The organism is Streptomyces sp. NPDC004788 (genome assembly GCF_053601115.1).
Genome location: NZ_JBSGBF010000040.1, coordinates 40,131 through 66,531, shown reverse-complemented (window position 1 = coordinate 66,531; position 26,401 = coordinate 40,131). Strand labels below are relative to the sequence as shown.

The 26,401-nt window shown below is 72.7% G+C and carries 26 protein-coding genes; 12 read left to right on the top strand and 14 right to left on the bottom strand.

From position 1 onward, the window contains the following. The 7 genes from ACWEJX_RS19570 to ACWEJX_RS19540 all read right to left on the bottom strand — a co-directional run. Positions 1-793 (bottom strand): TIR domain-containing protein (locus tag ACWEJX_RS19570; RefSeq protein WP_451608678.1); only part of this gene is annotated, 793 nt, incomplete at its 3' end. A 59-nt stretch (positions 794-852) separates the two neighbouring features. Continuing rightward, positions 853-2,127 carry an aKG-HExxH-type peptide beta-hydroxylase gene (locus ACWEJX_RS19565; RefSeq protein ID WP_451608677.1) on the bottom strand — a complete coding sequence of 425 codons (1,275 nt, stop codon included), beginning with the start codon at positions 2,125-2,127 and terminating at the stop codon, positions 853-855. Between the two features lie 87 nt (positions 2,128-2,214). Further along, complete coding sequence (locus ACWEJX_RS19560; protein ID WP_451608676.1) at positions 2,215-2,421, bottom strand: hypothetical protein; 207 nt, start codon at positions 2,419-2,421, stop codon at positions 2,215-2,217. Positions 2,422-2,511: 90 nt separating this feature from the next. Continuing rightward, positions 2,512-5,706: an SAV_2336 N-terminal domain-related protein gene (locus ACWEJX_RS19555; RefSeq protein ID WP_451608675.1), complete on the bottom strand. Its 3,195-nt coding sequence runs from the start codon at positions 5,704-5,706 to the stop codon at positions 2,512-2,514. A 25-nt stretch (positions 5,707-5,731) separates the two neighbouring features. Then, positions 5,732-6,754: an AAA family ATPase gene (locus ACWEJX_RS19550; protein ID WP_403792194.1), complete on the bottom strand. Its 1,023-nt coding sequence runs from the start codon at positions 6,752-6,754 to the stop codon at positions 5,732-5,734. A 127-nt stretch (positions 6,755-6,881) separates the two neighbouring features. Then, on the bottom strand, positions 6,882-8,948 hold the full coding sequence (locus tag ACWEJX_RS19545; RefSeq protein ID WP_451608674.1) for a VMAP-C domain-containing protein: 2,067 nt from the start codon (positions 8,946-8,948) through the stop codon (positions 6,882-6,884). Further along, positions 8,945-9,484, bottom strand: coding sequence for a CU044_2847 family protein (locus tag ACWEJX_RS19540; protein ID WP_451608673.1), 540 nt, complete (start codon positions 9,482-9,484; stop codon positions 8,945-8,947). Before ACWEJX_RS19540 ends, ACWEJX_RS19545 begins: the two co-directional genes overlap by 4 nt. A 105-nt stretch (positions 9,485-9,589) precedes the next feature. Between ACWEJX_RS19540 and ACWEJX_RS19535 the strand changes: the two genes are divergently transcribed. Then, positions 9,590-9,772: a DUF6104 family protein gene (locus ACWEJX_RS19535; RefSeq protein WP_403792198.1), complete on the top strand. Its 183-nt coding sequence runs from the start codon at positions 9,590-9,592 to the stop codon at positions 9,770-9,772. Positions 9,773-9,788: 16 nt separating this feature from the next. On the opposite strand, the gene ACWEJX_RS19530 is transcribed toward ACWEJX_RS19535, so the two are convergent. Beyond that, positions 9,789-10,730: a hypothetical protein gene (locus ACWEJX_RS19530; RefSeq protein WP_451608672.1), complete on the bottom strand. Its 942-nt coding sequence runs from the start codon at positions 10,728-10,730 to the stop codon at positions 9,789-9,791. 182 nt (positions 10,731-10,912) lie between these two features. Between ACWEJX_RS19530 and ACWEJX_RS19525 the strand changes: the two genes are divergently transcribed. Both ACWEJX_RS19525 and ACWEJX_RS19520 read left to right on the top strand, forming a co-directional pair. Further along, positions 10,913-11,785, top strand: a complete 873-nt coding sequence (locus ACWEJX_RS19525) for a DUF4097 family beta strand repeat-containing protein (protein ID WP_451608671.1) — start codon at positions 10,913-10,915, stop codon at positions 11,783-11,785. Position 11,786: 1 nt separating this feature from the next. Further along, a complete protein-coding gene (locus tag ACWEJX_RS19520; protein ID WP_451608670.1) occupies positions 11,787-12,677 on the top strand; it encodes a helix-turn-helix transcriptional regulator in 891 nt (296 codons plus the stop codon). 100 nt (positions 12,678-12,777) lie between these two features. On the opposite strand, the gene ACWEJX_RS19515 is transcribed toward ACWEJX_RS19520, so the two are convergent. From ACWEJX_RS19515 to ACWEJX_RS19505, 3 genes are all read right to left on the bottom strand, one after another. Continuing rightward, complete coding sequence (locus ACWEJX_RS19515; RefSeq protein ID WP_451608669.1) at positions 12,778-14,154, bottom strand: cellulase family glycosylhydrolase; 1,377 nt, start codon at positions 14,152-14,154, stop codon at positions 12,778-12,780. A gap of 125 nt (positions 14,155-14,279) precedes the next feature. Further along, positions 14,280-15,245: a zinc-binding dehydrogenase gene (locus ACWEJX_RS19510; RefSeq protein WP_451608668.1), complete on the bottom strand. Its 966-nt coding sequence runs from the start codon at positions 15,243-15,245 to the stop codon at positions 14,280-14,282. A gap of 312 nt (positions 15,246-15,557) precedes the next feature. Further along, complete coding sequence (locus tag ACWEJX_RS19505; protein ID WP_403792209.1) at positions 15,558-16,769, bottom strand: NAD(P)-dependent malic enzyme; 1,212 nt, start codon at positions 16,767-16,769, stop codon at positions 15,558-15,560. A gap of 545 nt (positions 16,770-17,314) precedes the next feature. On the opposite strand from ACWEJX_RS19505, the gene ACWEJX_RS19500 reads away from it, so the two are divergent. From ACWEJX_RS19500 to ACWEJX_RS19490, 3 genes are read left to right on the top strand one after another with little or no spacing between them, the layout of a single operon-like run. Continuing rightward, positions 17,315-18,286, top strand: coding sequence for an ABC transporter substrate-binding protein (locus ACWEJX_RS19500; RefSeq protein ID WP_451608667.1), 972 nt, complete (start codon positions 17,315-17,317; stop codon positions 18,284-18,286). Positions 18,287-18,326: 40 nt separating this feature from the next. Continuing rightward, positions 18,327-19,310 (top strand): amino acid ABC transporter permease, encoded by a 984-nt coding sequence (locus ACWEJX_RS19495; RefSeq protein ID WP_451608666.1) that lies wholly within the window; start codon positions 18,327-18,329, stop codon positions 19,308-19,310. Continuing rightward, positions 19,307-20,074 carry an amino acid ABC transporter ATP-binding protein gene (locus ACWEJX_RS19490; protein WP_451608665.1) on the top strand — a complete coding sequence of 256 codons (768 nt, stop codon included), beginning with the start codon at positions 19,307-19,309 and terminating at the stop codon, positions 20,072-20,074. Before ACWEJX_RS19495 ends, ACWEJX_RS19490 begins: the two co-directional genes overlap by 4 nt. Positions 20,075-20,137: 63 nt before the next feature. Here ACWEJX_RS19490 and ACWEJX_RS19485 read toward each other — a convergent pair whose 3' ends face one another. Continuing rightward, positions 20,138-20,896: a class I SAM-dependent methyltransferase gene (locus ACWEJX_RS19485; protein WP_451608664.1), complete on the bottom strand. Its 759-nt coding sequence runs from the start codon at positions 20,894-20,896 to the stop codon at positions 20,138-20,140. Between the two features lie 95 nt (positions 20,897-20,991). Between ACWEJX_RS19485 and ACWEJX_RS19480 the strand changes: the two genes are divergently transcribed. After that, positions 20,992-21,621, top strand: a complete 630-nt coding sequence (locus ACWEJX_RS19480) for a CGNR zinc finger domain-containing protein (RefSeq protein ID WP_451608663.1) — start codon at positions 20,992-20,994, stop codon at positions 21,619-21,621. Here ACWEJX_RS19480 and sodX read toward each other — a convergent pair. Continuing rightward, positions 21,525-21,959 carry a nickel-type superoxide dismutase maturation protease gene (gene sodX / locus ACWEJX_RS19475; protein ID WP_451608662.1) on the bottom strand — a complete coding sequence of 145 codons (435 nt, stop codon included), beginning with the start codon at positions 21,957-21,959 and terminating at the stop codon, positions 21,525-21,527. The two genes, ACWEJX_RS19480 and sodX, sit on opposite strands and share 97 nt — an antisense overlap. A 142-nt stretch (positions 21,960-22,101) precedes the next feature. Between sodX and sodN the strand changes: the two genes are divergently transcribed. From sodN to ACWEJX_RS19450, 5 genes are all read left to right on the top strand, one after another. Further along, positions 22,102-22,497 (top strand): superoxide dismutase, Ni, encoded by a 396-nt coding sequence (gene sodN / locus ACWEJX_RS19470; RefSeq protein ID WP_451608661.1) that lies wholly within the window; start codon positions 22,102-22,104, stop codon positions 22,495-22,497. Positions 22,498-23,330: 833 nt separating this feature from the next. Continuing rightward, a complete protein-coding gene (locus ACWEJX_RS19465) occupies positions 23,331-23,684 on the top strand; it encodes an ASCH domain-containing protein (RefSeq protein ID WP_451608660.1) in 354 nt (117 codons plus the stop codon). Positions 23,685-24,001: 317 nt separating this feature from the next. Then, a complete protein-coding gene (locus ACWEJX_RS19460) occupies positions 24,002-24,472 on the top strand; it encodes a Scr1 family TA system antitoxin-like transcriptional regulator (protein WP_451608659.1) in 471 nt (156 codons plus the stop codon). Beyond that, positions 24,436-24,966 (top strand): NUDIX domain-containing protein, encoded by a 531-nt coding sequence (locus tag ACWEJX_RS19455; protein ID WP_451608658.1) that lies wholly within the window; start codon positions 24,436-24,438, stop codon positions 24,964-24,966. Before ACWEJX_RS19460 ends, ACWEJX_RS19455 begins: the two co-directional genes overlap by 37 nt. 10 nt (positions 24,967-24,976) lie before the next feature. Next, positions 24,977-25,564, top strand: a complete 588-nt coding sequence (locus ACWEJX_RS19450; RefSeq protein ID WP_451608657.1) for an immunity 21 family protein — start codon at positions 24,977-24,979, stop codon at positions 25,562-25,564. A gap of 105 nt (positions 25,565-25,669) precedes the next feature. Here the strand turns inward: ACWEJX_RS19450 and ACWEJX_RS19445 are convergent, their stop codons facing one another. Further along, positions 25,670-26,122 (bottom strand): hypothetical protein, encoded by a 453-nt coding sequence (locus ACWEJX_RS19445; RefSeq protein ID WP_451608656.1) that lies wholly within the window; start codon positions 26,120-26,122, stop codon positions 25,670-25,672. Positions 26,123-26,401 lie beyond the last annotated feature (279 nt).

The following is a 26,401-nucleotide window of genomic DNA, read 5'->3' as shown; positions in this document are numbered from 1 at the left end:
GCTCGTTGCCGGTGGAGAGGCCGAGCTGGGCGGCGAGTTCGCCGAAGCGGTCGCGCTGGACGTTGCGGTCGTCGGAGCTGACCCACCACACGACGTCGTAGTCGGAGCTGAAGCGGTGGGCGTACTCGGCGGCGATCTGGGTCTTGCCGATGCCGGACATGCCGAGCAGGGTGCAGGCGGCGCTGCCGCGCTCGGCGTCCATGAGCCGCCGCTGGAGCTCGGTGAGCAGCTCGTCGCGGCCGGTGAAGCGCGGGTTGCGGCGCGGGATCTCGCCCCAGATGTCGGGCGGGGTGTCCGGGAAGCGGACGTGCGCGCCGGCGGGCAGCCGGCGGCCCGTGGTGCGCCCCTGCTCGATGCCGAGCCGGCTGAGCAGCCGGACCTCGGCCTCCTCCTCGCCCACGCCCCACAGGCTGACGGGTTCGAGGACGGCGGTGGCCGGGAGCAGGGTGCGGTTGGTGAGGTTGACCGCGGCGAAGCGCTCGGCGTGGGCGGCGACGAAGCCGCGCAGCACGTCGTTCCACTCGCCGGCCGCGCGCGGGCCGAGCTGGAAGAACCAGTCGTCCAGGACGAGGAGCACCTGGCCGCGGGCGAGCAGCAGGTCGCCGAGCGAGTCCTCCAGGGGCACCTCGCGCGGCGGGTCCCAGCGCTGCAGGCTGGCCCGCACCCCGTGGGCGTCGAGTCGCTGGTTGATCCAGGTCGCCCACGGGCGGTGATAGCCGGGGAAGACCACGAGGACGTGTTCCGGCGCTCTCCTGGCTCCGTCCGCCGCACCGCCCGACCGCTGTTCCGCCATCTGTCGTGTCTCCCGTCCCGCTCCCGCGCAACGCAGTGTCATGTGCCGTGGGCACAGTGTTACCCAGCGGCCAGGGGAGCCGCGCCGAGGCTCGCATGATGCTGCCTCATTTGGTCCGCGAACTCCCGTCCCTCCGCAGTCAGTTCATCGGATTCAAGCAGGATCGCCAGCGCTTCACCCACCTGATCGTGGATGTCGTCGAACTGTTGCCCGGCGACGGACCGCCAGGACGCCGGCACCCGGTCGGCGGTGGCCGCCCGCCGCCACAGGTCGGCCAGGGCCAGATGGGCGTAGGCGCCGTGCAGCACGCCGGCGACGGGCCGCGGGTCCGGCCGCCAGCCGACCTGGTGCACGGCGTCCCGCCCGGGCCCGTACAGCGGCACGATCTCGTGGAGCGTGGCCAGTTTGCTGTGGTGCAGCTCGTGCACGAGCGTCTCGGCCATCCCCTGCCCGTCGGCGGGCAGCGAGGTCAGCACGGCTCCGGGGGCGGCGCTCAGGGTGGCGCCGAGGTGCCGGGGCCCGCGCCCGACGAGCGGCACGACCACCCGGACCGCGCGGGCGACCTCGGCCGCCCGGCCCGGGTCGGCGCGCAGCAGCAGGTCACGGGCGGCGCGCCAGCGCGCGGACCAGGCGGCGTGGTCGGTGTCGGCGTGTTCGGCCGCGGTGCCGACGAAGGCGCCGCCCGCGCCGGCCGGCACCCGGTAGGGGTCGAGGTCGTCCAGGCGCGCGGCGCCGCCGGGCAGCACGCGCACCGCGCTCCAGCCGGGCCCGTGGCCGGTCAGGGCACCGGCCCGGCCGGTGCGGGTGAGGACGGTGGGCGCGGCCCGGCGGGCGCCCGACGGGCGGAACCGTACGGTCCGGTCGTCCGCGCTGATCCGGACGCGTTCGCCGGCCACCCGCAGCCGGCCCGTGCCGGGCAGCGACAGCAGGCCGTCCGGGGTCTCGACGGTCAGGTCGAGCGGGCCGCCGCAGCGCAGGGCGGCGGTGGCGGCGAGGGCGTCGAGGCGGGCGAGGTGCCGGTCGAGGCCCGGCCCGGCGGGCTCGGTGAGCGCACCGGCCAGCCAGGCCCCGGTGGTCGGGTAGTCGAGGACGTCACGGACCGCGCCGGGACGCCGCCGCTCGGCCCGTTCGAGCAGTTCCCAGGAGCGCTCGAAGCGGCCGAGCGCGCCCGGTTCGACGGTGGCGCGGTGCCGGTGGACCCGGACCAGGAGCGCCTTGAGGAGGAGCAGCCGCCGGGTGTGCAGGGCGGCGCCCAGCAGGGCGAGCCCGGCCGGATCGGGGCTGGTCCGGGCCAGTCGGGCGAAGGCGGCCGCGGACAGGGGGACGGCGCTCACTCCCGTCCCCTTCCGTGCCCGGCCCGGGGCGCGGTCGACGGGCATCTGGCCGGAAACGAACGGTCGGTGGGGCGCTTCCGCCGGAGGTCAGTCGCGGGCCTTCTCCCCTGCCTCCTCCAGCCACGAGTCGGACAGGTCCTGCGTCTCCCAGAGCACTCGCTCGACGGCCGCGGCCAGGTCCGGATCGTCCATGAAGCGCAGGGTCCGCAGGTCGACGCCGGTGAGATCCGGCAGCCGCCGAGGGCGCCCGTCGGCCCTGTCGACGCCGGCCACCCACTCCATGTGCTCCAACACCCTCGGCTCCTCCTCACCGACCCTTGTCCCCCACGGTCGTAGCGGCGGAGCGGTTCTTCCCGAGGGCCCGAAGTCAGAAACCCGTTCGACTCAACTGCGCCCATGTGCGCCCCCGTTATCCAGCCGTTCCGCGTCCGCTTCGCGCCACTCCCACCAGGGCGGCGCGATCCGGCGCCGTTCCTCGCGGGAAAGGCGGTCCGGCGGGGTGCGGGAGCCGGCGCCCACCTCGGCGAGCAGGGCGCGGGTCCGCTCCACGTCCGCCCAGTCCACCGCCACCAGCGCCCCGTCGAGCCGCCGCCACTGCTCGGCGGCGGCCGTGAGGGCGGTCCTGGCGCCGAAGGCGCGGCCCATCAGGTACAGCACCGCTCCCTGCGCGTGCAGCGCGCGGGCCAGGGTGGGGGTGCCCGGGGTGTCGCCGTGCGCGGTGTGGCTGTCCTCCGCGGCGCGCTGGTACGCGGTGAGCGCGTCGGCCAGCCGGCCGTCCCGGGCGGCCTCGCTCAACTGGAACCGCACCCAGCCCAGTTGCAGCCACACCTCGGCGCGCTCGGCGGGCCCTTCGGCCGCGCGGACGGCCTGGTCGAGGAGGTGGCGACTCTCGAAGAGGTCGGGCAGGAAGCCGGCCCGGTCGTAGCGCAGGGCGAGCACGCTGCCGATCAGCACCCGGGCCCGGGCGCGGGCCGTGGCGTCGGCGGGCAGGCAGGTGAGGGCCTCGCGCAGCACGGACTCGGCGCGGTCGACGGGCTCGGTGCCGCTGCCGGCGGCGGCCCGCCGCAGCAGGGACTCGCCCCAGGTGAGCAGCAGCCGGCCGCGCTGGTCGCCCTCGGCGGCGGTGAGCAGGGTGGCGGTCTCGTACGCGGCGTCGGCGGCCGGGCCGTCGCCGGTGACGTCGTGGAGCCGGGCCCGGGCGCTGGTCCAGCGCAGCCGGAGCGCGGTGGAGTCGCCGAGCAGCGGTTCGGCGCGGTCGAGGGCGTCGGCGACGGTCGCGGGAGCGGCCGCGGCGAGGTGGAGGGCGTCGGCGAGGTCGAGCAGCACGGGCCCGGACTCGTCGAGGGCGAGCGCGGCGCCGAACGCGGCCACCGCCTCGGGCCCGTCGCCGCGCGCGCCCCGGGCGAGGAGGAGGCGCCCGCGCCGTACGAGCAGGGCGTGGCGGCGGTCCTCGGGCCAGTCGGCCGGGTCTCCGGCGAGCACGGCGACGGCGGCGTCGAGGCGGGCCGGGTCGCCGGTGTGCCGCCACAGGGCGTGCAGGGCGGCGGCCTGTTCGAGCGTGGCCTCGGCCCAGTCGGTGCCGCCGGGACGGGCGGCCCCGGCGGCGCGTTCGAGCTCGGCGAGGGCCCGGGTCAGCAGCTCCTCGCGCTGTCCCCGGTCCCGTACGGCGGCGGTGCCGGCCTGCGCGTAGAGCACCTGGCCGAGGACGAGCCGGGCGCCCGCGGTGTCCTCGGGGGCGCCGGTGGGGCCGCCCTGGCCCTGGCCGGCGAGCGCGGCCTCGGCCATCTCGCGGGCGGTGGTGAGCAGCGACGGGTCGGACTGGCCGCGCCACTGGGCGAGGAGGCGGCGGGCGGCGGCGAGGGGTTCGGGGGTGACGAGGTCGGGCTGGTAGAAGCGCAGCACGCGGGCGGGGATGCGGGCGAACAGCTCGGAGGCGACGCCGGCCGGCTCGTCGGTCTCCTCGCCCGGTCCGGTCCCCGGGGGCGCGTCCTCCTCGGTGGCGCCGTCGGGTCCGTGTCCGGCGAGGCGGGCGGCGGCGAGGGCCGGGAAGTTGCGCATGCCCTGGCCGAAGTGGCGCTCGACGAACTCGGAGCAGTGCTTGAGCACGAGCGCGGCCGCACCCCGGTCGAGCGAGCCGAGGAGGTGCTCCTGCACGGCCGGCGGATAGCTGTAGCAGGGGTACGGGACCGGGCCGGGGAGGCGTCGGAGGAGGCCGCTCAGCAGCACCTCGGCGAGCTCCATGGGGCCGGTGTCGGGGAGCATCGCGCGCTGCACGAGCTGCATGACGGGCAGGGCGAGCGGGGCGGCGGCGAGATGGACGGCGAGCCGGACCGCGCCGGGGGAGGCGCCGGCACGGAAGGCGCGCAGGAGTTCGTCGTCGCCGCGCCGGGCGCCGCCCGGCGCCCGTACCTCCGCCGGCCGCGCCGGCGCGGGGCCGATGCGGGCGGCCCAGCCGCGGACCGCTCCCCCGCCGTGTCCGGTGAGCAGCCGGGCCCAGGAGGCGAAGGCCTCGGGGGTGGGGGTGAGCACCGGCACGGCCCGGGGTTCGGCGGCGACGGGCTCCCACACCTCCTCGTCGGGCTCGAAGCGGACCTGGCCGCCGGCGGTGGCGGGCCGCAGCAGGGTGCCGGGCTCGACCGGCAGCGCCGTGCGGGCCCACAGCCGCGGCGGCAGCGGCTGGACCAGGGCGAGCGGGGAGTGCCGGGGCCACTGGGTGATGAGCTGCTGGGCGGCGCCGCGCTGCCAGAGCGGGCCGACGCAGTCGCTGACGACGAGGGTGAGGCGGCGGCCGGTCGGGTCGTGCAGCTGGTCGGCGGGGCGGAGCCGGGGGTGGCCGTCGCGGTCCGAGGTGGTGGTGACGAGCGGCGGGCCCTCGCCGGTGTCGTGCAGCCGGTGGACCTGGACGTCACGGAAGGCGCCGGACTGCTGGCACGCCTGGCGCAGTTCCTCGACCATCCGCTGCCAGACGCCCATGGCGGGCCCGGTGTCCATGAGCAGCTGGATGTCGGGGCGCGGGGCGGCGGCGGGGCGCAGTACGGGGGTGAGGATGCCGGAGGCGGCGCTGTGCTCGGCGGTGGCCTCCTCGTCGAGCCGGCCCTCGCCGGGCCGGACCGGCAGCCCGGTGGCGTAACGGCGCAGCGGGCGCAGCGCCTTCTGCAGGCCGAGGAGCCCGGGCAGGGCGTTCGCGCCGGGCGCGCGGACGGGCAGGGCGGCGCCGATGCCGGCGCCGGTGCGCGGGCGTGCGCCGCCGGACAGCCGGAGGTCGACGGTCTCGGGGCGCCGGGCGGGTGCGACGGCCGGGTCCTCCGGGCCGGGTGCGTCGGGTGGGGCGGTGCCGCCGGTGGCCGGATCTCGACGGTGGTCGGCGGGGCCGGGGCCCGCGGAGCCGCCCGTACGGCCGGAGTCGCCGTGCTGTCCGGGGCCGGCGGGCAGCGGCGGGCCCGGCACCGGATCGCCCGCCTGGTCCTCCGGGTCGGCGCGCGGCAGCCACTGGGCGAGCCAGACGGCGTCCGCGACCTCCTCGGCCGTCAGGTCCTGCCCGGCGGCCCGCAGTCTGCGGGTGAGTTCTTCCAGCTGCATCCGGCGGCTCCGGTGCATCCGGCCATCACCTCGGCTGATCGAGCGGCTGCATGAGCATGTCCGCGATGCGTTCCCGGGTCACCCGCTCGGTGCGGGGGGCGTGCTGGGTCAGGTAGAGCGCGTTGAGCAGCTGGTCGGTGGCGATGACCTCGCCGGGCTCGCGGTCGAGGAAGCGGTCGACGAGTCCGGGCTCGGCGGCCGCCGCGTCCGGCCCCAGATGGGCCTCGATCATGGCCGACAGCTGCTCCTCGCCGGGTGCTTCGAGCTCCAGGCGGATGCAACGGCGCAGCAGGGCGGCCGGGAAGTCGCGCTCGCCGTTGGAGGTGAGCACGATGAACGGGAAGGTGGTGCAGCGGATCCGGCCCCCGTACACCGGCACCTTGCGGCCGTCGTCCGTGAGCACCTCCACCACCGGTTCGCGGTCGGCGAGCCGCTCCAGCTCGGGGATCGCGAACTCGCCCTCCTCCAGGGCGTTCAGCAGGTCGTTGGGCAGGTCGAGGTCGCTCTTGTCGAGCTCGTCGATGAGCAGCACCCGGGGCAGCTCGGAGGGCAGCAGGGCGGTGCCGAGCGGGCCGAGCCGCAGGTACGAGCCGATGCCGGCCGGGCTCGCGGCCGTGCCCGCCGCGTCCGTGCCCGCCGCGTCGGCGCGGGCCCGCTCCAGCTGCACGTCCTGGAGGCGGCCGATGGCGTCGTAGCGGTAGAGCCCGTCCTGCAGGGTCGAGCGGCTGACGATGGGCCACCGGAGCACCCGGCCGAGGCCCAGCTCATGGGCGACGGCGTGGGCGAGCGTGGACTTGCCGGTGCCGGGATTGCCGGTGACCAGGAGTGGCCGGCGCAGATACAGGGCGGCGTTGACGGCGTCGGTCTCGGCGGGCCTGGGGTGGTGGTTCTGCACCAGCCTGCGGCGCACCCCGAGCCGTCGGTCCGAGCCGGCCAGGGTGTCGTCGGCGCCGCCCGCGGAGAAGTCGCGCCAGGGCGGCGGCGGGGGCAACCGCCGTATCTCCTCGTGCGGATGACCGGCACCACGGTAGATCCGCCAATCGTTCACGCCTGCCCCCTCCTGGCCGCTGACACACGGGTGACTCCGCCGGGCGCGTCGACCGTACCGCTCGCCGCACTGGTCTGCCGACGCTCAAACCGGTCCGTTCGTGGCGAAGTTGAGTTCGAGGGACGGGTCACCGCTCACCGCCGTGATCGTCCTCGCCGAGGAGGAGCGGGCCCTGCAGGGGCGCGTCGTGCGGCGGGCGGTCCGGCGGGTCGTAGAGGACCGCGAGGCCCTCGGCCCAGGCGTGCTCGGCCCGGTCGCGCGGGTCGGCCTCGGTGTCGCCGGTCCGCAACCGCAGCGCGCGCACGGGCCCGTGCAGGCCCTCGGCGCCGTCGACGACCGCGAGGAGCTCGCCGGCCCGCTTGTGGAACTCGGCGCAGTCGGCGTGCTCGCGGGCCGAGTGCCGCCACAGCGCGACGGGGTGCCCGGCGGCGAGCGCGGCCTCCATCGCGCGCTGGCCGTCGCCGCTGCCGACCGGGCCGCAGTAGACCGGCACGCTGCCGCCCTCCGCCTCGCGCAGCCGCGCGTACACCGCGTTCTGGCTCTCCTTGCGCCGGTGCGGGGCGTGCCCGTCCTCCGCGCCCGGGGCGAGCACCTCGGCGCGCAGCGGCACGGCCCGCAGCGGCCCCGACTGACAGCCGCGCCGGCGCTGGCGCCATTCCGGGGAGGGCTCGCGGTGGCCGCGGTGCCGGTCGCGGACGACGACCGTGCGCCGTCGGCCGAGCGGCAGCGAGCCCTCGCCGAAGGGTTCGTCGGGCGCGAGCCGCCAGGTGTCGACGGGCAGGTCGAACAGCTCGCGCGGCAGCACGGCCTCGACTCCGGCCAGGTGCTCGCCCCGGTCGCCGAGGCCGAGGGCCTGCGCGAGCGGGCCGCGGAGCGCCTCCTCCAGCTCGCCGGGGCGCACCCCCTCCGTGCCGGCGCGCACCGCGTTCATGGTGCGGCCGTCGAAGAGGAGCAGCACCCGCCAGGTGTAGCGCGGCGGGTCGCTGTAGGGCACGGGGTCGATCTCGATGCGGACGTCGGCGCGGGCGCGCGGCTCCCGCTCGGGGTCGGCGCCGGGGCGCGGTGCCGCGGGGTCGAGCAGGGCCCGGATGTCCTTGCGGATGCGCGCGCGGGCGTGGCCGGACTCGTTGTAGGTCCAGGCGCTCAGGGCGCGGACGGCGGGCCCGGGGCCGTACCGCCTGGTGAGGTGGCGCACGAGGTGGGCCGCGTAGAGCAGCACGGCGTCGATCCCGAGGTCGCCGGCGGCGGGACCGTCCGGCCGCTGTGGGGCGTGCAGTTGGTGGAGCCGGACCACCCCGTCGGTCCAGGACCGGGCGTCGGTCTCCAGGACGTCCTGGAACTCGTCCTCCGTGACCCGGTCCTTGACCTCGTCGACGAGGGCCATGACCTCGCCGGGGCTGGTGGGCCGCGGGAGTTCGGCGAGGTGGCCGTAGAGCTGGTTCAGCTGGACGGGGCTGACGCCGCGCGCGGTGGCCGGCCACGCCCGGGTCTCGGCGTCGACCCACGTGTGCCCCGAACCGGTCTGCGCGGTGAAGTGGTAGCGGTCGTGGGCCCGCAGCACCTCGTGCAGCAGCTCGCCGTCCTGGAGGTCGAAGAGCTCGCGCAGCAGGGTCACCGGGGCGGCGGCGCCCTCGCGCGCGTTGCTGCCCTTGCTGACGCCGATGACGGCGGCGCGGCTCACGTCGACGACGGGTCCGCCGGAGCAGCCCTCGACGGGCAGGGACCAGCGCAGCAGCAGGGCCTTGTTCGAGAAGCCGCTCGTCTCGCCGGTTTCGAGGCGCAGTCCGAGCTCGCCGGTCTGGTGGGCGTAGCCGTACAGCCGGACGGGTGCGGACGTGACGGGCGGGCGGTCGGTGAGCCGCACGCACGCGGCGTCCTCGGCGCCCTCGACCCGGACGAGGGCCAGGTCGGGGAAGTGCCAGGCGTCGAGCGTCTCCTCGGGCGCGGCGGGACGCGGCTTGGCCAGCACGACCCGGCCGACGGTGTCGCCGCCCGCCCAGGTGATGCCGACGGCCGGTTCCTTCCTCCACACCGCGCTTCCCCCTTTGGCCACGACATGGGCGCAGGTCAGCACCCAGCCGGGGGCGATGAAGAAGCCGGTGCCCCAGAACCGGTCGCCGTGCGGGTCATACCCGTCACCGGGCGCCGCGATGCGCACGAGCGCGGGGCGCACCAGCGCGTCGAAGGCGCTCATACGGCGCGCGGGCCGTTCTCCGGTGAGGCGGCGGGTGGCGGGAGGGTGGGGTTCCCGGGGGCCGGGTCGGCGGCCGACGCGGGCGCGGGGCCGGGTGCGGGGGCGTAGGCGGGGACGGGAGGGGGCGCCGGGGCAGGGCCGGGCGCGGGGTCCGGCGCGGGCGCGGGGCGGCGGCCGGGCTCGGGCTCCGGCGCGGCCACGGGGCGGCGGCCGGGCTCGGTCCAGGTGAGCGAGACGTTGACGGACGCCTTGCCGCCGCCGTCCGCGAGGACGCCGATCACCTTGCCGGCCTGCGCGGAGAGTTCGATGCCGAAGCTGACGGCGACCTCGACGGAGCCCTCCGGGTCGAGCCCGGCGCGCAGCGAGCCGACCACCCCGCGCACCACGTCGGTCAGGCCCCCGGCCATCGACACGACCCGGTCGCCGAAGCCGGTGTCCTGGAAGCCGCTGCCGCGGTCCAGTTCCTCCGCCCCGCTGATCCGGGCCCAGACGGGCGTGCCGTCGTCGAGCCGTATACGAGCGATCCCATGCGTCACAGCGGCCCCCGCTCCCCGAAACGATGATGAACGAGGCTAGACCTTGGTGCGGAAGAGGAACAGGGGACGCGGCCCGGGTCCGCGACCACGGCCTATTCTGATCGCATGTACTTCACGGACCGTGGCATCGAGGAACTGGAGAAGCGGCGCGGCGAGGAGGAGATCACCTTCGGTGAGCTCGCCGAGCAGCTGCGGACCTTCGTCGATCTCAACCCCGACTTCGAGGTGCCGGTCGAGCGCCTCGCGACCTGGCTGGCGCGCCTGGACGACGAGGACGAGGACGAGTAGACGCGGGTTTCCGGGACTACGCGCCCCGCAGCCGGTCGTAGGCGAGTCCGAGCGCCCCGTCGGCGACGAGGAGCGCGCCGGCCGTCGTCCAGCCGCCGCTGCGGCGGGCGATGCCCCAGACGAGCAGCGGCACTCCGGCCACGAGCTGGACGGCGCCGATGAGCCGGGCCCTGGGGCCGCGGAGGTACGGGCCGAGCCGGCCGCCCTCGACCGCGTCGAGTTCGGCGTGGACGGCGTCCCGCCAGCCGGCCCGTTCGAAGCGCTCGGCCTGTACGGCGTCCCGCCGGCCGACCCGTTCGAGCAGCTCGGGGCGTACGGCGTCCCGCCGGCCGGGCACTTCGAGGAGTTCGGCGCGTACGGCGTCCCGCCGGCCGGGCACTTCGAGGAGTTCGGCGCCCCGGGCGTGGGCCGCCGACCGGAGCCGGTCGGCGCTCGCGCCGGGCGAGAGCCCTTCGGGCAGGGCGAGCCCGGTGCGGGCGAGGACGGCGACGAGGCCGACGAGCCGGGCGGGCGCGTCGGCGTCGCGGTCGGGCCGGGTGAGCGGTTCCAGGGCCTGGACGTCGAGCACCGGGTCGAGCGCGAGGCGGTCGGCGAAGGTCCGCATGGCCTCGTCCTCGCCGACCGGGGTGCCGTCGGCGAGCCAGACGTAGCCGACGGTACGGCGGAAGCCCGAGGCCAGCGTGAACCCGGCGCGGTCCCGGTCCCACCACAGCGAGAGGACGGGCCACCCCGGCGCGGCGACGGCGAGGGCGGTGGCCCAGCCGGTGACGACCCGGTCGACGGGCTCTCCGTCGTCGAGCCACGGCTTCCCCTCCGGCACGAGGACGCTCCACTCGGGCCCGGCGGGCGCGAGCAGCAGCTGTTCCCGCAGCAGCCCGGCCGGCGGGCGGACCGCCTCGGGTTCGGCACGGCAGAGCAGCAGCGCCCCGGCGGAGCGGGGTCCCTGTGTCGCGTTCATGGCCCCACGCTAGGCCAATTTGTCCCGGTAGGCGGGGGAATGCAACACCCTGAGTGGTCCCTGTCAGGGGTGAATCGGGGTTGACTTGACCCGGCCGCGATATATCGTGTCTATCGAGAAACGCGATATGTTACGTCGGCACGGTCCGCCGACGCGAGTCGACGACACGGGAGGCCAGCACCATGACAGAGTGGTCCGTCACCGAGCCCAGGAAGATCCCGCTGACCGACCCCGTGAGCCGGCTTCAGATCCGCGTCGTCAACGGTGTGGTGAACGTCGTGGGCACGGACGAGAGTTCCGCGCGCCTGGAGATCACCGAGATCGAGGGTCCGCCGCTCGTCGTCACGCAGCAGGGTTCCACCCTCACCGTGACCTACGAGGACCTGCACTGGAAGGGCTTCCTCAAGTGGCTCGACCCCAAGGGCCACAAGCGCCGGGCGGTCGTCTCGGTCGTCGTCCCGGCCGGTGCCGACGTCGAGGTCGGCGCGGTCGCCGCCGAGACCGTGATCTCCGGCATCAGGGGCCGCACGGCCGTCCGCGGCGTCACGGGCGACACCACGCTCGTGGGCCTCGCCGGACCGGTGCGGGCCGAGACCGTCTCCGGCGCTCTGGAGGCCCAGACGGTCACCGGAGCGCTGCAGATCAACTCGGTGACCGGCGACGTGACCGTCGTCGACGCCGGCACCGCGGTGAAGGCCGAGACCGTCAGCGGGGACCTGGTCGTCGACCTCGACCCGGCCGCGGGCCTGGACGGGCCGCCCGCCGACATCCGGCTCGCCAGCGTCTCCGGCGAGATCGCCATCCGGCTGCCGCACCCGGCGGACGCCCGGGTCGAGGCGAGCACCACCAGCGGCGCGGTCTCCAACGCCTTCGAGGACCTGCGGGTCGGCGGCCAGTGGGGCACCAAGTCCATCACCGGCACCCTCGGCGCCGGGCACGGCACACTGAAGGCCACCACGGTCTCCGGCTCCATCGCCCTGCTGCGCCGCCCCGACCCCGAGCCCGGGGGCGACGACTGGACCGCCCCGTCCTCCGCGTCCGGAAAGGTCCTCTGACATGCCGCCCGTCTTCGCCCACGGCCGACTGCGCCTCTACCTGCTCAAGCTGCTCGACGAGGCCCCCCGCCACGGGTACGAGGTGATCCGCCTCCTGGAGGAGCGCTTCCAGGGTCTCTACGCCCCCTCGGCGGGCACGGTCTACCCGCGGCTCGCCAAGCTGGAGGCCGAGGGACTGGTCACGCACGCCACCGAGGGCGGCCGCAAGGTCTACTCGATCACCGACGCCGGCCGCGCCGAGCTGGCCGGCCGCGGCGGCGAGCTCGCCGACCTGGAGGTCGAGATCCGCGAGTCGGTCTCCGAACTGGCCGCCGAGATACGGGACGACGTGCGGGGCGCCGCCGGCAAGCTGCGCAGCGAGATGCGGGCGGCGGCGACCGCGTCCCGTTCCACCGGGGCCTCGTCGTTCGCCGAGGCCAAGGAGGAGCTGCGCAAGGCGAAGCAGGAGTGGAAGGAGCAGGCCCGCCAGGCGCGCGCCGAGGCCCAGTCGGCCAGGCGCCAGGCGAAGGAGTTCCAGCGCATCGCCCAGCAGGTCCAGGAGCAGGTGCAGCAGCAGGTCCAGGACGGCATGAGCCGCGGCGAGTGGCCCAAGGGCGTCTGGGAGGGCATCTCCGGCATCACGGCCCAGCTCGGCGACCTGGTCACCGGCGCCTCCCACAGCCGCACCACCACCCCCGAACAGGCCGTCTCCGACTGGGCCGCCGACATAGCGCACTCCGCCGACCCCGCCCGCGAACTCGACCGCCTCCTCGACCGCTTCCGCGACGACGTCCGCGACGCGGCCCGCGACCACGGCCTGACATCGGCCCAACTGGCCGAGACCCGCCGCCACCTGGGCGCGGCGGCGGACAGCATCCTGTCGCTGCTGGGCGGTTCAGGGCAGAAGCGGTAGGGACGGGGCCGGCCGAGAAGGACGGTCCGGTGGATCTGGGCGTGCGCCTGCCCGGGCCCGGGCGGGCGCAGGGCCCGAACCCGAGTCCGCCCGCCCCGCCTCAGCCGCGCGTCACCGTGACCGTGACCCGTGCGCCCGGTGCGGCGAGGACGATCGCGCGGCCCGGTCGCGGGCGCAGCACGATCGCCCTCCCCCGGGCCGCGACCTGCCACGCGCCCGGGGGCAGGGACAACTCGGTGGCGCGGGGGCCGCGGCGGGCGGAGTCGTAGTCGAGGCGGTAGACGCCGGCCCCGGAGTCGTACCCGGCGGCGCGCACGGTGCCGGCGACGGCCTCGGCGTAGGGCTCGGCGGTGAGCTCCTTGTTCGTACGGAAGGCGCCGGCGCCGTCCACCGCGCAGTAGCCGCCGCCGTAGCACCACTCCCAGCCCGCCCAGCCGGAGGAGTAGCGGCCGAGCGAGGCCATGGCCTCGCGATAGAAGCGGTTCATGTTCGGCAGCGAGTTGTTGAGCGGGCCCCACTCGCCCACCACCACGGGGACCTGGTACTCCTTCGGGTACTGGGTGACGGCGGCCTCGTAGCTCTCGACCCAGCCGGCCGACGGGTCGTAGTCCCCGCCCGCCTCCATGGCGGAGTTGTAGAAGTGCGGGGCGTAGACGATCTTCGGGTCGTCGATCCGGCCCAGGCCGGTCGGCACGCCCTCGCCGACGATCGGGGTCGGTTCGACGAAGATCCAGCCCTCCCGGTCGGCCGACCGGATCGCGTCCGCGACGCGGTTGTACATCGGCGTCAGCTGCTCGCGCTCGATCCGCCGGGCGGCGGTCGCCAGGTCCTCGCCCTCCCGCATCTCGCCCATGGGCTCGTTGATGGGGTCGTAGCCGAGGACGGCCGGGTGGTCGCGGAAACGGTCGGCCAGCACCCGCCACATCCGGGCCTGGGCGAGCCTCAGGTCGGGGTCCTCGTAGAGGTGGGTGAAGGCGCGCTGGACGGCGGGCTCGAAGTACTCGGAGAACCAGTCGTCGGGGTGCGGGGTGAAGGGCAGCCCGTCGGTCCTGGTCGCCCACGCCGGAACGCCCCGGCTGCCGAAGGCCGGCCCGAAGACGTCCTGGTGGGCATCGAGGACGACCTTCATGTCGTACTTCTCGGCCCAGTCCAGTACCCGTTCGATCCTGCGGAGGTAGTCCTCGCTGTACTGGCCGGGCCTGGGCTCCAGGTCGTCCCAGAAGACCAGCACACGGGCGAGGTTGAAGCCCTTGGCGCGCATGTCGCGGAAGTGCTTCTCGGTGATGCCGGAGAGCGCCTGCTCGCCCCGGTGGGACTTGTCCGCGACGTTCCAGCCCCGCAGCTGGAGGGTGCGCCCCCGGGCGTCGGTGAGGGCCGGTATGGCCCCACCGCTCGCCTCGGGCGTGTCGGCGCGGGCGGCGGTCGGGGCGAGGAGCGCGGCGACGACGGCGGTCGCGGCAAGGGTGGTTCGCAACAAGGAGGGCCTCCGGCACGACGAGGTGAGCGTTGTTCACGTTTCGCGTGCCGGAGATCCCATCAGTATTACTGGCGGGTCATCAAGAGGTCGGTCAGCAGGTCTTCAGGACGTTTCTCAGGAGGTCCTCAGGAGGTCTTCAGGACGATCTTCCCGAAGAGCTCGCCGGACGCCATCTTCGCGAAGCCCTCCCGGGCCCGGTCCAGCGGCAGCACCTCGTCGATCACCGGCCGCACACCCGTCGCGGCGCAGAAGGACAGCAGGTCCTCCAGCTCGTCCTTGGAGCCCATGGTCGAGCCGACCACCTTCAGCTCCAGGAAGAAGATCCGGGTCAGTTCGGCGTGCGAGGGCCGGTCGCCGCTGGTGGCACCGGAGATGACGAGCGTGCCGCCGGGCCGCAGCGACTTGACCGAGTGCGACCAGGTGGCGGCGCCGACGGTCTCGATGACCGCGTCCACCCGCTGCGGCAGCCGCGCGCCGGGCTCGTACGCCTCCAGGGCGCCCAGCTCGACGGCCCGCTTCCGCTTGGCCTCGTCACGGCTGGTGGCGAAGACCCGCAGGCCGGCCGCCTTGCCGAGGACGATCGCGGCGGTGGCGACACCGCCGCCGGCGCCCTGCACGAGGACCGAGTCCCCGGGCCGTACCCCGGCGTTGGTGAAGAGCATCCGGTACGCGGTGAGCCAGGCGGTCGGCAGACAGGCGGCCTCCTCGAAGGAGAGCTCCCTGGGCTTGGGCAGCACGTTCCAGGCGGGCACGGAGACCCGCTCGGCGAAGGTGCCCTGGTACCGCTCGGTCAGGATGGAGCGCGGCTCGTCGGGGCCGACGCCGTGGCCGGTCTGGCCGATGACGGAGTGCAGCACGACCTCGTTGCCGTGCTCGTCGACGCCCGCGGCGTCGCAGCCGAGGATCATCGGCAGCTTGTCCTCGGACAGTCCGACCCCGCGCAGCGACCACAGGTCGTGGTGGTTGAGCGAGGCGGCCTTGACGGTGACGGTCGTCCACCCGGGCCGTGCCTCGGGCTCGGGCCGTTCGCCCAGTTCGAGGCCGTTCAGGGGCTGGTCGCGGTCGATTCGGGCAGCGTAGGCAGCGAACATGCCCCTGACCCTAGGGGCGGACGGGGAGCTCGCGGAACCACGCCGAGGTGTGACGCACGTCCCTCGCGGTGATCTTGCCGCCCACCCCGCGCGGGACTCCGTGCGCACCCGCATCGCCGCGTCCTGCACCCGGGCGAGGGCCCGCCCCGCACACGCACACGCGCCCTCATATGCGAGGGCCCCGCCCCGTGCACCACACCCGAATACGCGAGGGCCCCGCCCGGTCCACCGCACCCGCACACGCGAGGGCCCCGCCCGGTTCGCGTTCACGAACCTGGCGGGGCCCTCGGGGGTGTGCTGCCGAGCCCTGGGTCAGCGGCGGGCGACGCCCTCCGCGCGCGCGGCGGCGGCGACCGCGGCCGCGACGGCCGGGGCGACCCGCTCGTCGAACGGCGACGGGATCACGCAGTCGGCCGACAGGTCGTCGCCGACCACGGCGGCGATCGCGTCGGCCGCGGCGATCTTCATGCCCTCGGTGATCCGGGAGGCCCGGACCTGGAGCGCGCCGGCGAAGATGCCGGGGAACGCGAGGACGTTGTTGATCTGGTTCGGGTAGTCCGAACGGCCGGTGGCCACGACCGCCGCGTACTTGTGCGCGACGTCCGGGTGCACCTCGGGGTTCGGGTTGGCCATGGCGAAGACGAAGGCCTTCGGCGCCATGGCGGCGACCGCCTCCTCGGGGACCGTACCGCCGGAGACGCCGATGAAGACGTCGGCGCCGGCGAGGGCGGTCTCCAGGGAGCCGGAGAGGCCCGCCTTGTTCGTCAGCTCGGCGATCTCGCGCTTGACGTCGGTCAGGTCCTCGCGGTCCTGGCTGACGATGCCCTTGCGGTCGGTCACGGCGACGTCGCCGATGCCCGCCGACAGGAGGAACTTCGCGATGGCCACACCGGCCGCACCGGCGCCGGAGATGACCGCGCGCAGGTCGCCGAGGGTCCGGCCGGTCAGCTTCGCGGCGTTGCGCAGCGCGGCGAGCGTGACGATCGCCGTGCCGTGCTGGTCGTCGTGGAAGACCGGGATGTCCAGGCGCTCCTGGAGCTTGCGCTCGATCTCGAAGCACCGCGGCGCCGAGATGTCCTCCAGGTTCACGCCGCCGAAGGACGGGGCGAGCCGGACGACGGTCTCGACGATCTCGTCGGTGTCCGTGGTGGCGAGCGCGATCGGCACCGCGTCCACGCCGCCGAACTGCTTGAAGAGGATCGCCTTCCCCTCCATGACCGGAAGCGACGCCTCCGGGCCGATGTCGCCGAGGCCGAGCACCGCCGTGCCGTCGGTCACGACGGCCACGACCTGGGACTTCCAGGTGTAGTCGTTGACCAGCTCGGGCTGCTCCGCGATTGCCGTGCACACCTTGGCGACGCCGGGCGTGTACGCGAGGGACAGGTCGTCCTTGTCCCGCACCGGCACCGTGGCCTGGATGGCCATCTTGCCGCCGCGGTGCAGCGCGAAGACCGGATCGAAGGGCTCGCCGGGAGCCCCTTCGGTACCGCTCTCGCTGCGAGGATTGACGATCTCCGCTGCCATTGGGTTGACCCCTTAAGTCTTCTTCATTTGAGGGTTGCCACTCCCTGGTAAGGAGGGGTGGGCGGGTCCCGCGGCCGCCGTGTCTGGCAGCCGCGCGGGCGCGCCGCACAACGCGCCCTGAGCCCCGGATGAGGGGTGTAAGGATCCTTCTTACCGGACGGACGGGTCCGGAGACGAGTCCATTCGGCCTCGGTGACGCGACTCATACCGAGCGCTACCGGACACGGACGGAGAGCGACACGTCACTCGATGTCCGGAAACATACTTTCCCGACCCGAATAGCGGCCTTCATGTCGTCCGAATGGCGAGATGAACGGAAGATTTTGCGGTGGGGACCCCACCTGTCCGCAGAAGATTTCGCTTGGGAGGACTGGGCAAGCCCATTCCGAGGCCACCCGTTATCCGATTTTGACATCCTTGGCCGTCGGATTCGGGCAGTCCGAATGGCAAGATGCCAAATCACACGAGGTCGCGGCACTCGAAGCTGCGTGCACGACCCCTAGGCAACGTAGGCAACTCCCCTCACCCGCCGGAGGAACCCGACCATGACCGCACGCTCCACGCGCTGCACGACCGTCGCCAAGACCCGCACGTCCCGTCTTGCCGCGGTCGCCGCCATCGCGGTCGCCGGCTCCATGCTGCTGACCGCCTGTGGCGACCAGACGAACGGCGGCTCCACGAAGGAGGGTGGCTCGTCCTCCTCCGCCGCCGCCTCCAGCGCGCCGCTGTTCTCCAAGCTCCCGGCCGACATCCAGAAGGCCGGCGTCATCAAGGTCGGCACGGACGCCTCGTACGCCCCGATGGAGTTCACCCAGGGCGAGAAGATCGTGGGCGTCGACCCCGACATCGCCAAGGCCCTGAGCAAGCAGCTCGGCGTCGAGTTCAAGTTCACCTCGGGCACCTTCGACGGCCTGATCACCTCGATCTACACCGGCCGCCAGGACCTGATCATGTCCTCGATGACGGACAACAAGAAGCGTCAGGAGGGCCTGGACGACAACGGGAAGAAGATCGGCAAGGGCATCGACTTCGTCGACTACTTCAGCTCCGGCGTCTCCCTGCTCGTCAAGAAGGGCAACCCGCAGCACATCAACTCCCTCGACGACCTCTGCGGCAAGACCGTGGCCGTCCAGCGCGGCACGATCTACGAGGACACGTTCAAGGCCCAGGCCACCAAGTGCGGTGGCAAGAAGCTCACCATCCAGGCGTTCGACACCGACGCCGAGGCCCAGACCCGCGTCAAGGCCGGCGGTGCGGTCGCCGACCTGAACGACTACCCGGTCGCCTCGTACATCGCGAAGACCTCCGGCGGCGGCAACGACTTCGAGGTCACCGGCAACCAGAGCGACGTCGGCCTCTTCGGCATCGGCGTCTCCAAGGACAAGACCCAGCTGCGCGACGCCGTCAAGGAAGCGCTCGACGCGGCCATCAAGGACGGGTCCTACGGCCAGGCTCTGAAGCAGTGGAACGTCGAGGGCAGCGCCGTGAAGCAGGCGACCGTCAACGCCGGCCAGTGAGCCTCCCCGCCGTCCCCCGCTCCACCTGAAGGGCAGTCGTATGACTGACAAGATCCGCAAGGAACCGGCCGCCGCTCCGGCCGGTTCCGGCCCCACGGACAAGCCGCCGGCCGGCCCGGCCGGCCCCCCGTCGGGCGTCCCCTACGAGGCGATCAAGGCCATCCCGGTCCGCCACTACGGCCGCTGGGTCAGCGCCGTCGTGGTGGTCGCGCTCCTCGGCTGGCTGCTCTACGCCTTCTCCCAGGGCAACATCATCTGGAACACGGTGTGGGACAAGCTGTTCGACACCTCGGTCCTGCACGGCCTGTGGAGCACAGTCGTCATCTCGGTCGCCTCGATGGCGCTGGGTCTCGTCCTCGGCATCCTCTTCGCCGTGATGCGCCTGTCGAAGAACCCGGTCACCGGCGCGGTCGCCTGGCTCTACATCTGGTTCTTCCGCGGCACCCCGGTGTACGTGCAGCTGCTGGTGTGGTTCAACCTGTCGCTGATCTTCGAGTACATCAACCTCGGGCCGATCTACAAGAACGAGACCGTCGACGTCATGACGCCGTTCATGGTCGCGCTCCTCGGCCTCGGCCTCAACGAGGGCGCGTACATGGCGGAGATCGTCCGCGCCGGCATCCAGTCGGTCGACGAGGGCCAGACCGAGGCCGCGCACGCGCTCGGCATGTCCCAGACGAAGACCATGTGGCGGATCGTCCTGCCGCAGGCCATGCGCGTGATCGTGCCGCCGACCGGCAACGAGTTCATCAACATGCTGAAGACCTCGTCCCTGGTCTCGGCCGTGCAGTACACCGAACTACTGCGTGCCTCGTCCAACATCGGCACCACCGCCGGCGCCGTGATGGAGATGCTCTTCGTGGCCTCCATCTGGTACCTCGCGCTCACCAGCGTGTTCAGCGTCGGCCAGTACTACCTGGAGCGCCGCTTCGCCCGCGGGTCCACCCGCAACCTGCCGCCCACCCCCTGGCAGCGGGTCAGGAAGAACCTGGCCTCCTTCAAGCGTCCGGAGGTGACGGCATGACCGGTCAGCCCATGGTCAAGGCCGAAGGCGTCCACAAGTCCTACGGCGCCGCGCACATCCTCCGCGGCATCGACCTGGAGGTCCAGAACGGCGAGGTGTTCTGCCTCGTCGGTCCGTCCGGCTCCGGCAAGTCGACCTTCCTGCGCTGCATCAACCACCTGGAGCGCATCGACGGCGGCCGGCTCTCGGTCGACGGCCAGCTGGTCGGCTACCGCCAGAAGGGCGAGAAGCTCTACGAGCTGAAGGACAGCGAGGTCGCGTCCCAGCGCCGCGACATCGGCATGGTCTTCCAGCGCTTCAACCTGTTCCCGCACATGACGGCCCTGGCCAACGTCATGGAGGCGCCGATCCAGGTGAAGGGCGAGTCCAAGGCGGTGGCGCGCGAGCGGGCCGAGCGCCTGCTCGACCGCGTCGGCCTCGGCGACAAGACGGGGAACTACCCCTCGCAGCTCTCCGGCGGCCAGCAGCAGCGCGTGGCCATCGCCCGCGCGCTGGCGATGGAGCCGAAGCTGATGCTCTTCGACGAGCCGACCTCGGCGCTCGACCCGGAGCTCGTGGGTGACGTCCTCGACGTCATGCGGGACCTGGCCGAGTCGGGCATGACGATGATCGTCGTCACGCACGAGATGGGCTTCGCCCGCGAGGTCGGCGACTCGCTGGTGTTCATGGACGGCGGCGTGGTCGTCGAGTCGGGCCACCCGCGCGATGTCCTGGGCAACCCGCAGCACGACCGGACGAAGGCGTTCCTTTCGAAGGTGCTCTGAGCGGTACGGGAAGGGGCGGTACGGGCAACAGCCCGCACCGCCCCTTTTTCGGCGTACCCGGTCCTACTTCACGGCGAGGAGGAGCGTGTCGGAGGGCGAGGCCCAGACGGCCCGGGCCTCGGCGAAGCCGGCGGCGCGGAGGGTGTCGGCGTGCCAGCGGGGCGAGGGCATGTCGCCGTCGGCGTGCTCGCCGTAGATCTCGTAGCGGCGGGCGGTGGGCCCGGCGAGCACCGGGTCCTTGGCGGCGAGCGCCCACCAGTCGGCCCAGTCGAGCACGCCGGCGGCCTTCTCGGCGTCCATCCGGGCGTGCCGCCGCGCCCGCTCGGCGGCGTTGATGCGCGGGGTGGTCTCGTCGATCATGTGGTCGGCGTTCATGAAGACGCCGCCGTCGCGGACGAGGCCGGCGAGCTGCCCGTAGAGGGCCGTCAGCGGCTCGCTGTGCAGCCAGTGGAGGGCGGTGGCGGTCAGGACGGCGTCGTACGAGTCGTGGGGCAGCTCGCGCGTCCAGGCGGGGTCCTTGAGGTCGGCGGTGACGAAGGTGACGCGCTCGTCGCCCTCGAAGTAGCCCTCGGCGATGGCGAGCAGGGCCGGGTCGAGGTCGACGCCGGTGCTGGTCGCCTTCGGGAACCTTTGGAGCAGCCGGTCCGTGATACTTCCCGTACCGCACGCGAGGTCGAGCACGCGGGGCTCCGGTCCCACGACGGCCTCGACCATGTCGAGCATCACGCGGAAGCGTTCCTCGCGGTCCGGCATGTACCACTCCTGCTGGCGGTCCCAGCTCTGCTGCCAGGCCGTCCAGTCGGTGCGGGTCGTGTCGGTCATGCTTCTGCCTCCACCCTCTTCGTAATACCCTCAAAGGGAAAGCGTCGCTTACCCTTCCCCGCCTCGACCCTAGCCCGCCGGAGTAAGGACTACAAGTGGAACTGGCCTATTACTCGGACTACGCCGTGCGCCTGGTCAACACCGAGGAGCCGGCCCGCAGCAAGGACTCCCTCACCTCCGTCGACGCGGTCCGAGAACTCTTCGGGGAGGCCTCCCAGATGGCCCGGCGGGTGACCGACGCCGACGTGACCCGCTTCCGCTCGGTACGGGCCCGGCTGCGCGCGGTCTTCACCGCGGCCGACGAGGGCGACCACACCGGAGCGGTCGACCTCCTCAACTCGCTCCTGCTCGAATTCCCGGTCAGCCCGCAGATCTCGGGGCACGACTACCTCGACGAGGAGGGCAGGCCGCGCTGGCACATGCACCTCGCCGATCACCCGTCGAACGCGACCGCGGGCTACGCGGCCATCGCCGCGATGGGCCTCGCCTTCCACCTGACGGAGTTCGGCGCGGACCGGCTCGGCCTGTGCCAGGCGTCCCCCTGCCGCAACGCCTACCTCGACACCTCGACCAACCGCTCCCGTCGCTACTGCTCCGACCGCTGCGCGACCCGGGCCAACGTGGCCGCCTACCGGGCCCGCAAACGCCAGGAGGCCGCGGAGGCCGAACGCACCGGCCGCACGGCCGTGAGCAGCCAGGAGAGCACCACACCGGCCGACCGCTGACGCCCGGGCGTGACGGGCCGGTACCGCGCCCGTACCCGCCCCAGCACCAGCTGCTCCGGCACGACCCCGAAGACCCGGCTGTCGCCCTCCGCGGCCGGGTTGTCCCCCAGCACCCACCAGCCGTCGTCCCGCCGCTCCACCAGCCGCTTCACGATCAGCAGGTCCTGCTGCAGCGGATGCCGCAGCACGGCCACCTGCCCGGGCCGCAGCCGCGCCCCGTAGTGCACGAACAGCTGATCGCCATGGAGCAGCGTGGGCACCATCGACACCCCCGTCACCTCGGCGATCCCGAACGGGGCCCCGGGCTCCCGCCCCGGCTCATGCCCCGATTCCACCATTCGGCACCTCCCGGTCCGATCGTCCACGAGTCCCATGGTGACCCTGGACTTTTGTCCTAAGCCCCTGGGGGCGCTCGCGAAATCCCGCTTCTCACCGAGTAATGTCCCACCTGAGAAGACGATCACGAGGAAGGACAGCAGCATGCTCTCCCGCCTGTTTGCCCCCAAGGTGAAGGTCAGCGCCCACTGCGACCTCCCCTGCGGCGTGTACGACCCGGCCCAGGCCCGCATCGAGGCCGAGTCGGTCAAGGCCGTCCAGGAGAAGATGTCGGCGAACGAGGACCCGCACTTCCAGGCCCGCGCCACGGTCATCAAGGAGCAGCGCGCGGAGCTCGCCAAGCACCACGTCTCGGTGCTCTGGAGCGACTACTTCAAGGCCCCGCACTTCGAGAAGTACCCCGAGCTCCACGTGCTCATCAACGACACCCTGAAGGCCCTCTCGGCCGCCAAGGCGTCGACGGACCCGAAGACGGGCGAGAAGGCGCTGGAGCTCATCGCCGAGATCGACCGCATCTTCTGGGAGACGAAGAAGGCCTGACCTTCCTCCCCACCTGCCCCGAAGGGGCCCGACCGCACAGCGGCCGGGCCCCTTCGGCGCGTTCTGGGACCGGTCACTAGGCTCACCCAGATGACCGCGCAGTCGCCGCCGCACCTGACCACAGAGGCCGCCCGGAAGCTTCAGAGCATGCTCGGGACCGAGATCGGGCCGGGGCTCACCGAACGTGAGCTCGACGCGGTCGAGACACGGTTCGGCTTCACCTTCGCCGCCGACCACCGCGTCTTCCTCTCGGCGGGCCTCCCGCACGGCTCGTCGCTGTGGCCCGACTGGCGCGACGGCGACCCCGAGGACCTGGCCGCGCGGCTGGCGCGGCCGGTGGAGGGCGTGCTCTTCGACGTGAAGCACAACGTGTTCTGGCATCCCGCCTGGCCGTCGAGGCCGGCGGAGACATCCACTCTCTACCGCAACCTGGTCAAGGAACTCGCCCTCCCCAGCGCCCCCAGGGCACCCTGCACGTCATGGTCAAGGGCGGCGACTGGATCTTCGGCTCCCACCTCGTCGACGAGGCCCTCCAGGCCGTGGGCCTCACCCGCGCCCACTCCCGGCCCGCCTGTTCTGCCCCCAGGTCGTCACCGACACCGGCGCCAAGCTGTCGAAATCCCTCGTACGAGAAGGCCGCGCCCCCTTGCCCGAGGGAGCCGCCCCTTCGATGCTCGACACCCGGCAGTGGCCCGGCCGTCACCGAGTACGCACCAGCTGCTCGCCATGGCCGAGACCCTGCTCTCCGGCCCCCGCCACTTCTTCCGCTCGTACTCGGCTGCCGAGATCGGCCGCCTGATCACCGCACCGTCCCCCAGGAGCGTTCCCTCCCGATGACCGACCGCAGCGCCCGCGTCCGCGAGCTCAACCTCTACCGCCAGTACTTCGAACTCGTCGCCGCGGGAAGCAAGACCATCGAGGTGCGGGTCAAGTACCCGCACCTCGCCGACCTCGCCGCCGGCGACACCATCCGCTTCCGCATCAAGGACACCGACGAGACCTGCGAGGTACAGGTCCTCCGCGTCACCGAGTACCCCGACTTCGAGGCCCTCCTCGACGGCGAGGGCCCGTCCCACGTCAACCCGACCGCCACCCGCGACCAGCAGCTCGCCAACATCCGCACCATCTACGGCCCCGAGAAGGAAGCCCTCGGAGCCCTCGCCATCGAGATGAAGCGCATGGCCTGATCGGACACTCGGAGCCATCCTCGATCGGAATTGCAACGCCCATCGAAGCCGCCTCGGCGGCACCACCCAGGAGGGGATGCGGTGACCAGTTCAGTTCCCTGGACGGATCGTCTGTCCACCGGTACAGAAGCGACTCAGGACGACCTGGTGCGCTGGTACCAGAGCACACGCGAGGGCAAGGCATACGTGCCCACGATGATCTGGGGCACGCTCCAGACCGAGGCGTACGCCACCGTGATCCTCGGCCCGGTCGTCGACTTCCTCGGCATCCCCAACGACGTGCCGGCGGGCGTCGCCAAGCGCATGCACGGCAGCAGGTGCTGTACGACGGCGACCACCACTACGACGTCGTCCTCGGGGAGCAGGCTCTCTACACGAACATCGGTGGACCCGAGGTCATGCGAGAACAGATCGAGCGCCTCCTCCGAGAGCTCGGTTCCTGCCGCCGCGCGAGTCGACCTGTTCCCCGTCCATGCGTTCAACATCTACGGCGACGGCGACCGGGCCCACGTCGAACTCGTCTCATCCTCCGTGGACATCACGGAACAGAGCGAACTCGACCTCTACAACAACGCCTTCACCGCGCTGAGCAGTGCGGCATCGTACGGCGACGCCGCCGAGGAGCTCCTGAAGAAAGCCCACTCCTTCTGGACCAACACCCCGCTCCGGCAGTAGTCCCCTCGCCCCTCCAGCGACGGAACGCCGCGCAGCAGTCCGAAGCGCACCCGATCAAGACCGTCCCGCCCCTCACATGCCCGACAGCCGGTCCGACGAAGGGAACCCTGTGACCCAGCAGGCCGACGGCCAACCGAAGGCCCTCAAGCCGGCGCTCGAATCGATGACCCTGCTGGTCGCCGCCGTCATCGTCCACGACAAGGTCACCAACCGGGTGGTCCTGCTCCAGCGCAGCGAGAACGCCAAGTTCGCCCAGGGCATGTGGGACCTCCCCGTCGGCAAGAGCGAGCCGGGCGAGCCCATCACCGAAACCGCGGTCCGCGAGCTACACGAAGAGACGGGACTCATGGTGAAGCCCGAGTCCCTCAAGGTCGCCCACGTCATCCACGGATCTTGGGGCGTGGAGGCCCCCAACGGCTTCCTCACCGTTGTCTTCGCAACGCACGAGTGGACCGGCGAACCAGAGAACCGCGAACCCCACAAGCACTCCCAGGTCCGCTGGGTCGACGCCACCGCCATCCCGGAAGAACTCGTGGAGACCACCGCCAGCGCCCTCGACCGCTATCTCGGAGGCGGACCACAGGTCTCCCTCAGCGGCTGGAGCTAGGCTCACCTCCATGCCTGATCCAGCTCCTGACCCTCGCGAAGCGTCACACGCCCTCTTCGACTGGGTGGAGTCGATGGGCGGTCCCCTGATCGTGATTCCCGTCTCCGCGCTGGATGCATGGCGCGGGTGCACGGAGAGCGGGATGGTCGTGGGGGACGGGGGCGATCCGGACGACTACGACAGGGCCTGCGCGGTGGACGATCTGGCCGGCGCGATCGCCGTCGGCGAAGACGGGGTGCAGGCGTTGGTCCTAGGGGACGAGCCCGCCACAACCTGTTACCTGCCTGAGCATCACGCCTTCCTCCGCTGGCTCGCCGCCGACTCTGAAACCGGGCTCAAGGCCGCTGCCGAAGCTGTCCTCGCAGATCCCGCCACCCATTGGGAGGAGTGCGGGATGTGGATCACGGACGGTCCAGCTGTACTCATGGACTCCGCCGAAGCAGGTGCTGAGCTGAACGCGGAGTATCCGGGTGGTGGACTTCCTGCACAGGCAGGAGTCTCGCTGCCCCCTGGCCGCTGGAGGGTCCGCGCCGTCCACACCGAGGCCGACGAGGAGAACTGGGTTGGCCTGGTCCAGCTGCTTGCCTTCGAGGACTGAGCAGTTGAAGGCAGCAGGGGGCCAAAATTCGGAGAGAGCTGCAAGGTCGACGCGAAAAAGGCGGGAGCTCCTACCCTCCGGCCCGTCCGGCCACCAACCTCGCGCTCAATGGAACCAGACGACGAGCCGCACTTGGTCCGCTCCGTGGAGTTCGCTGAGCGTTCGCATCACGCTCCAGACCGGTCCCCAGTCGGTCTCGTTGCCCGCAACACCGTCGCGATTGCGCGTACCGGAACTGTCTGTCTCGCTCCAGTCAGCGGCGGCGAGCTCGGACCAAGTGATCCACGTTGTGCCGTGCACGTCAGGAGGGCCGGCGTAAGTGGCGTACTCAGTTCGCAGCACCTCGGATGCGTCAGCTGGAAAGCCGCGACCTTCGGCTAGCGGACGAAAGCCGAAGGAGTTGCGGATGCCGAAAAGGCAGGCGAGGGCGTCGTAGGCGTTGCCGTTGTTGAGGAGGAAGAGGTCGATGGCGGCCTGCCATACGGAGTCCTCATCGTCTGGGCCCCAGAGGCGGGCGCCCGGTCGGCACTCGATCATCCCGCTGACTTCGGTAGACATACCGGGATCGTGCCTGACGGGCGCCCGGCTCGGCATCCGCGTTTGCCGCCACCGGGCTGCGCCCACCAGGCCAGCCTGAACGCAGTATCGCTCGCGCCGGGTCCTCAGCCAGTCCGCACACAGTCCGCAGGACACCCGCTCAAGACCGCCGCACCCCATCGCCAGCCAACGCCAAAAGGCCAGGTCAGCGACCTGTGGCAGCCATCTCCGCAGGTCACCGACCCGGCCCGTTACTACGAGACGAAGAAGGCCTGACCTTCCTCCCCACCTGCCCCGAAG

Coding starts and splice junctions, on each gene's coding strand:
- ACWEJX_RS19555 (WP_451608675.1), bottom strand. CDS start 5,706: ATGCAGCTGGAAGAACTCACCCGCAGACTGCGGGCCGCCGGGCAGGAC.
- ACWEJX_RS19545 (WP_451608674.1), bottom strand. CDS start 8,948: ATGAGCGCCTTCGACGCGCTGGTGCGCCCCGCGCTCGTGCGCATCGCG.
- ACWEJX_RS19535 (WP_403792198.1), top strand. CDS start 9,590: ATGTACTTCACGGACCGTGGCATCGAGGAACTGGAGAAGCGGCGCGGC.
- ACWEJX_RS19530 (WP_451608672.1), bottom strand. CDS start 10,730: ATGAACGCGACACAGGGACCCCGCTCCGCCGGGGCGCTGCTGCTCTGC.
- ACWEJX_RS19525 (WP_451608671.1), top strand. CDS start 10,913: ATGACAGAGTGGTCCGTCACCGAGCCCAGGAAGATCCCGCTGACCGAC.
- ACWEJX_RS19520 (WP_451608670.1), top strand. CDS start 11,787: ATGCCGCCCGTCTTCGCCCACGGCCGACTGCGCCTCTACCTGCTCAAG.
- ACWEJX_RS19510 (WP_451608668.1), bottom strand. CDS start 15,245: ATGTTCGCTGCCTACGCTGCCCGAATCGACCGCGACCAGCCCCTGAAC.
- ACWEJX_RS19505 (WP_403792209.1), bottom strand. CDS start 16,769: ATGGCAGCGGAGATCGTCAATCCTCGCAGCGAGAGCGGTACCGAAGGG.
- ACWEJX_RS19500 (WP_451608667.1), top strand. CDS start 17,315: ATGACCGCACGCTCCACGCGCTGCACGACCGTCGCCAAGACCCGCACG.
- ACWEJX_RS19495 (WP_451608666.1), top strand. CDS start 18,327: ATGACTGACAAGATCCGCAAGGAACCGGCCGCCGCTCCGGCCGGTTCC.
- ACWEJX_RS19490 (WP_451608665.1), top strand. CDS start 19,307: ATGACCGGTCAGCCCATGGTCAAGGCCGAAGGCGTCCACAAGTCCTAC.
- ACWEJX_RS19485 (WP_451608664.1), bottom strand. CDS start 20,896: ATGACCGACACGACCCGCACCGACTGGACGGCCTGGCAGCAGAGCTGG.
- sodX (WP_451608662.1), bottom strand. CDS start 21,959: ATGGTGGAATCGGGGCATGAGCCGGGGCGGGAGCCCGGGGCCCCGTTC.
- sodN (WP_451608661.1), top strand. CDS start 22,102: ATGCTCTCCCGCCTGTTTGCCCCCAAGGTGAAGGTCAGCGCCCACTGC.
- ACWEJX_RS19465 (WP_451608660.1), top strand. CDS start 23,331: ATGACCGACCGCAGCGCCCGCGTCCGCGAGCTCAACCTCTACCGCCAG.
- ACWEJX_RS19455 (WP_451608658.1), top strand. CDS start 24,436: ATGCCCGACAGCCGGTCCGACGAAGGGAACCCTGTGACCCAGCAGGCC.
- ACWEJX_RS19450 (WP_451608657.1), top strand. CDS start 24,977: ATGCCTGATCCAGCTCCTGACCCTCGCGAAGCGTCACACGCCCTCTTC.
- ACWEJX_RS19445 (WP_451608656.1), bottom strand. CDS start 26,122: ATGTCTACCGAAGTCAGCGGGATGATCGAGTGCCGACCGGGCGCCCGC.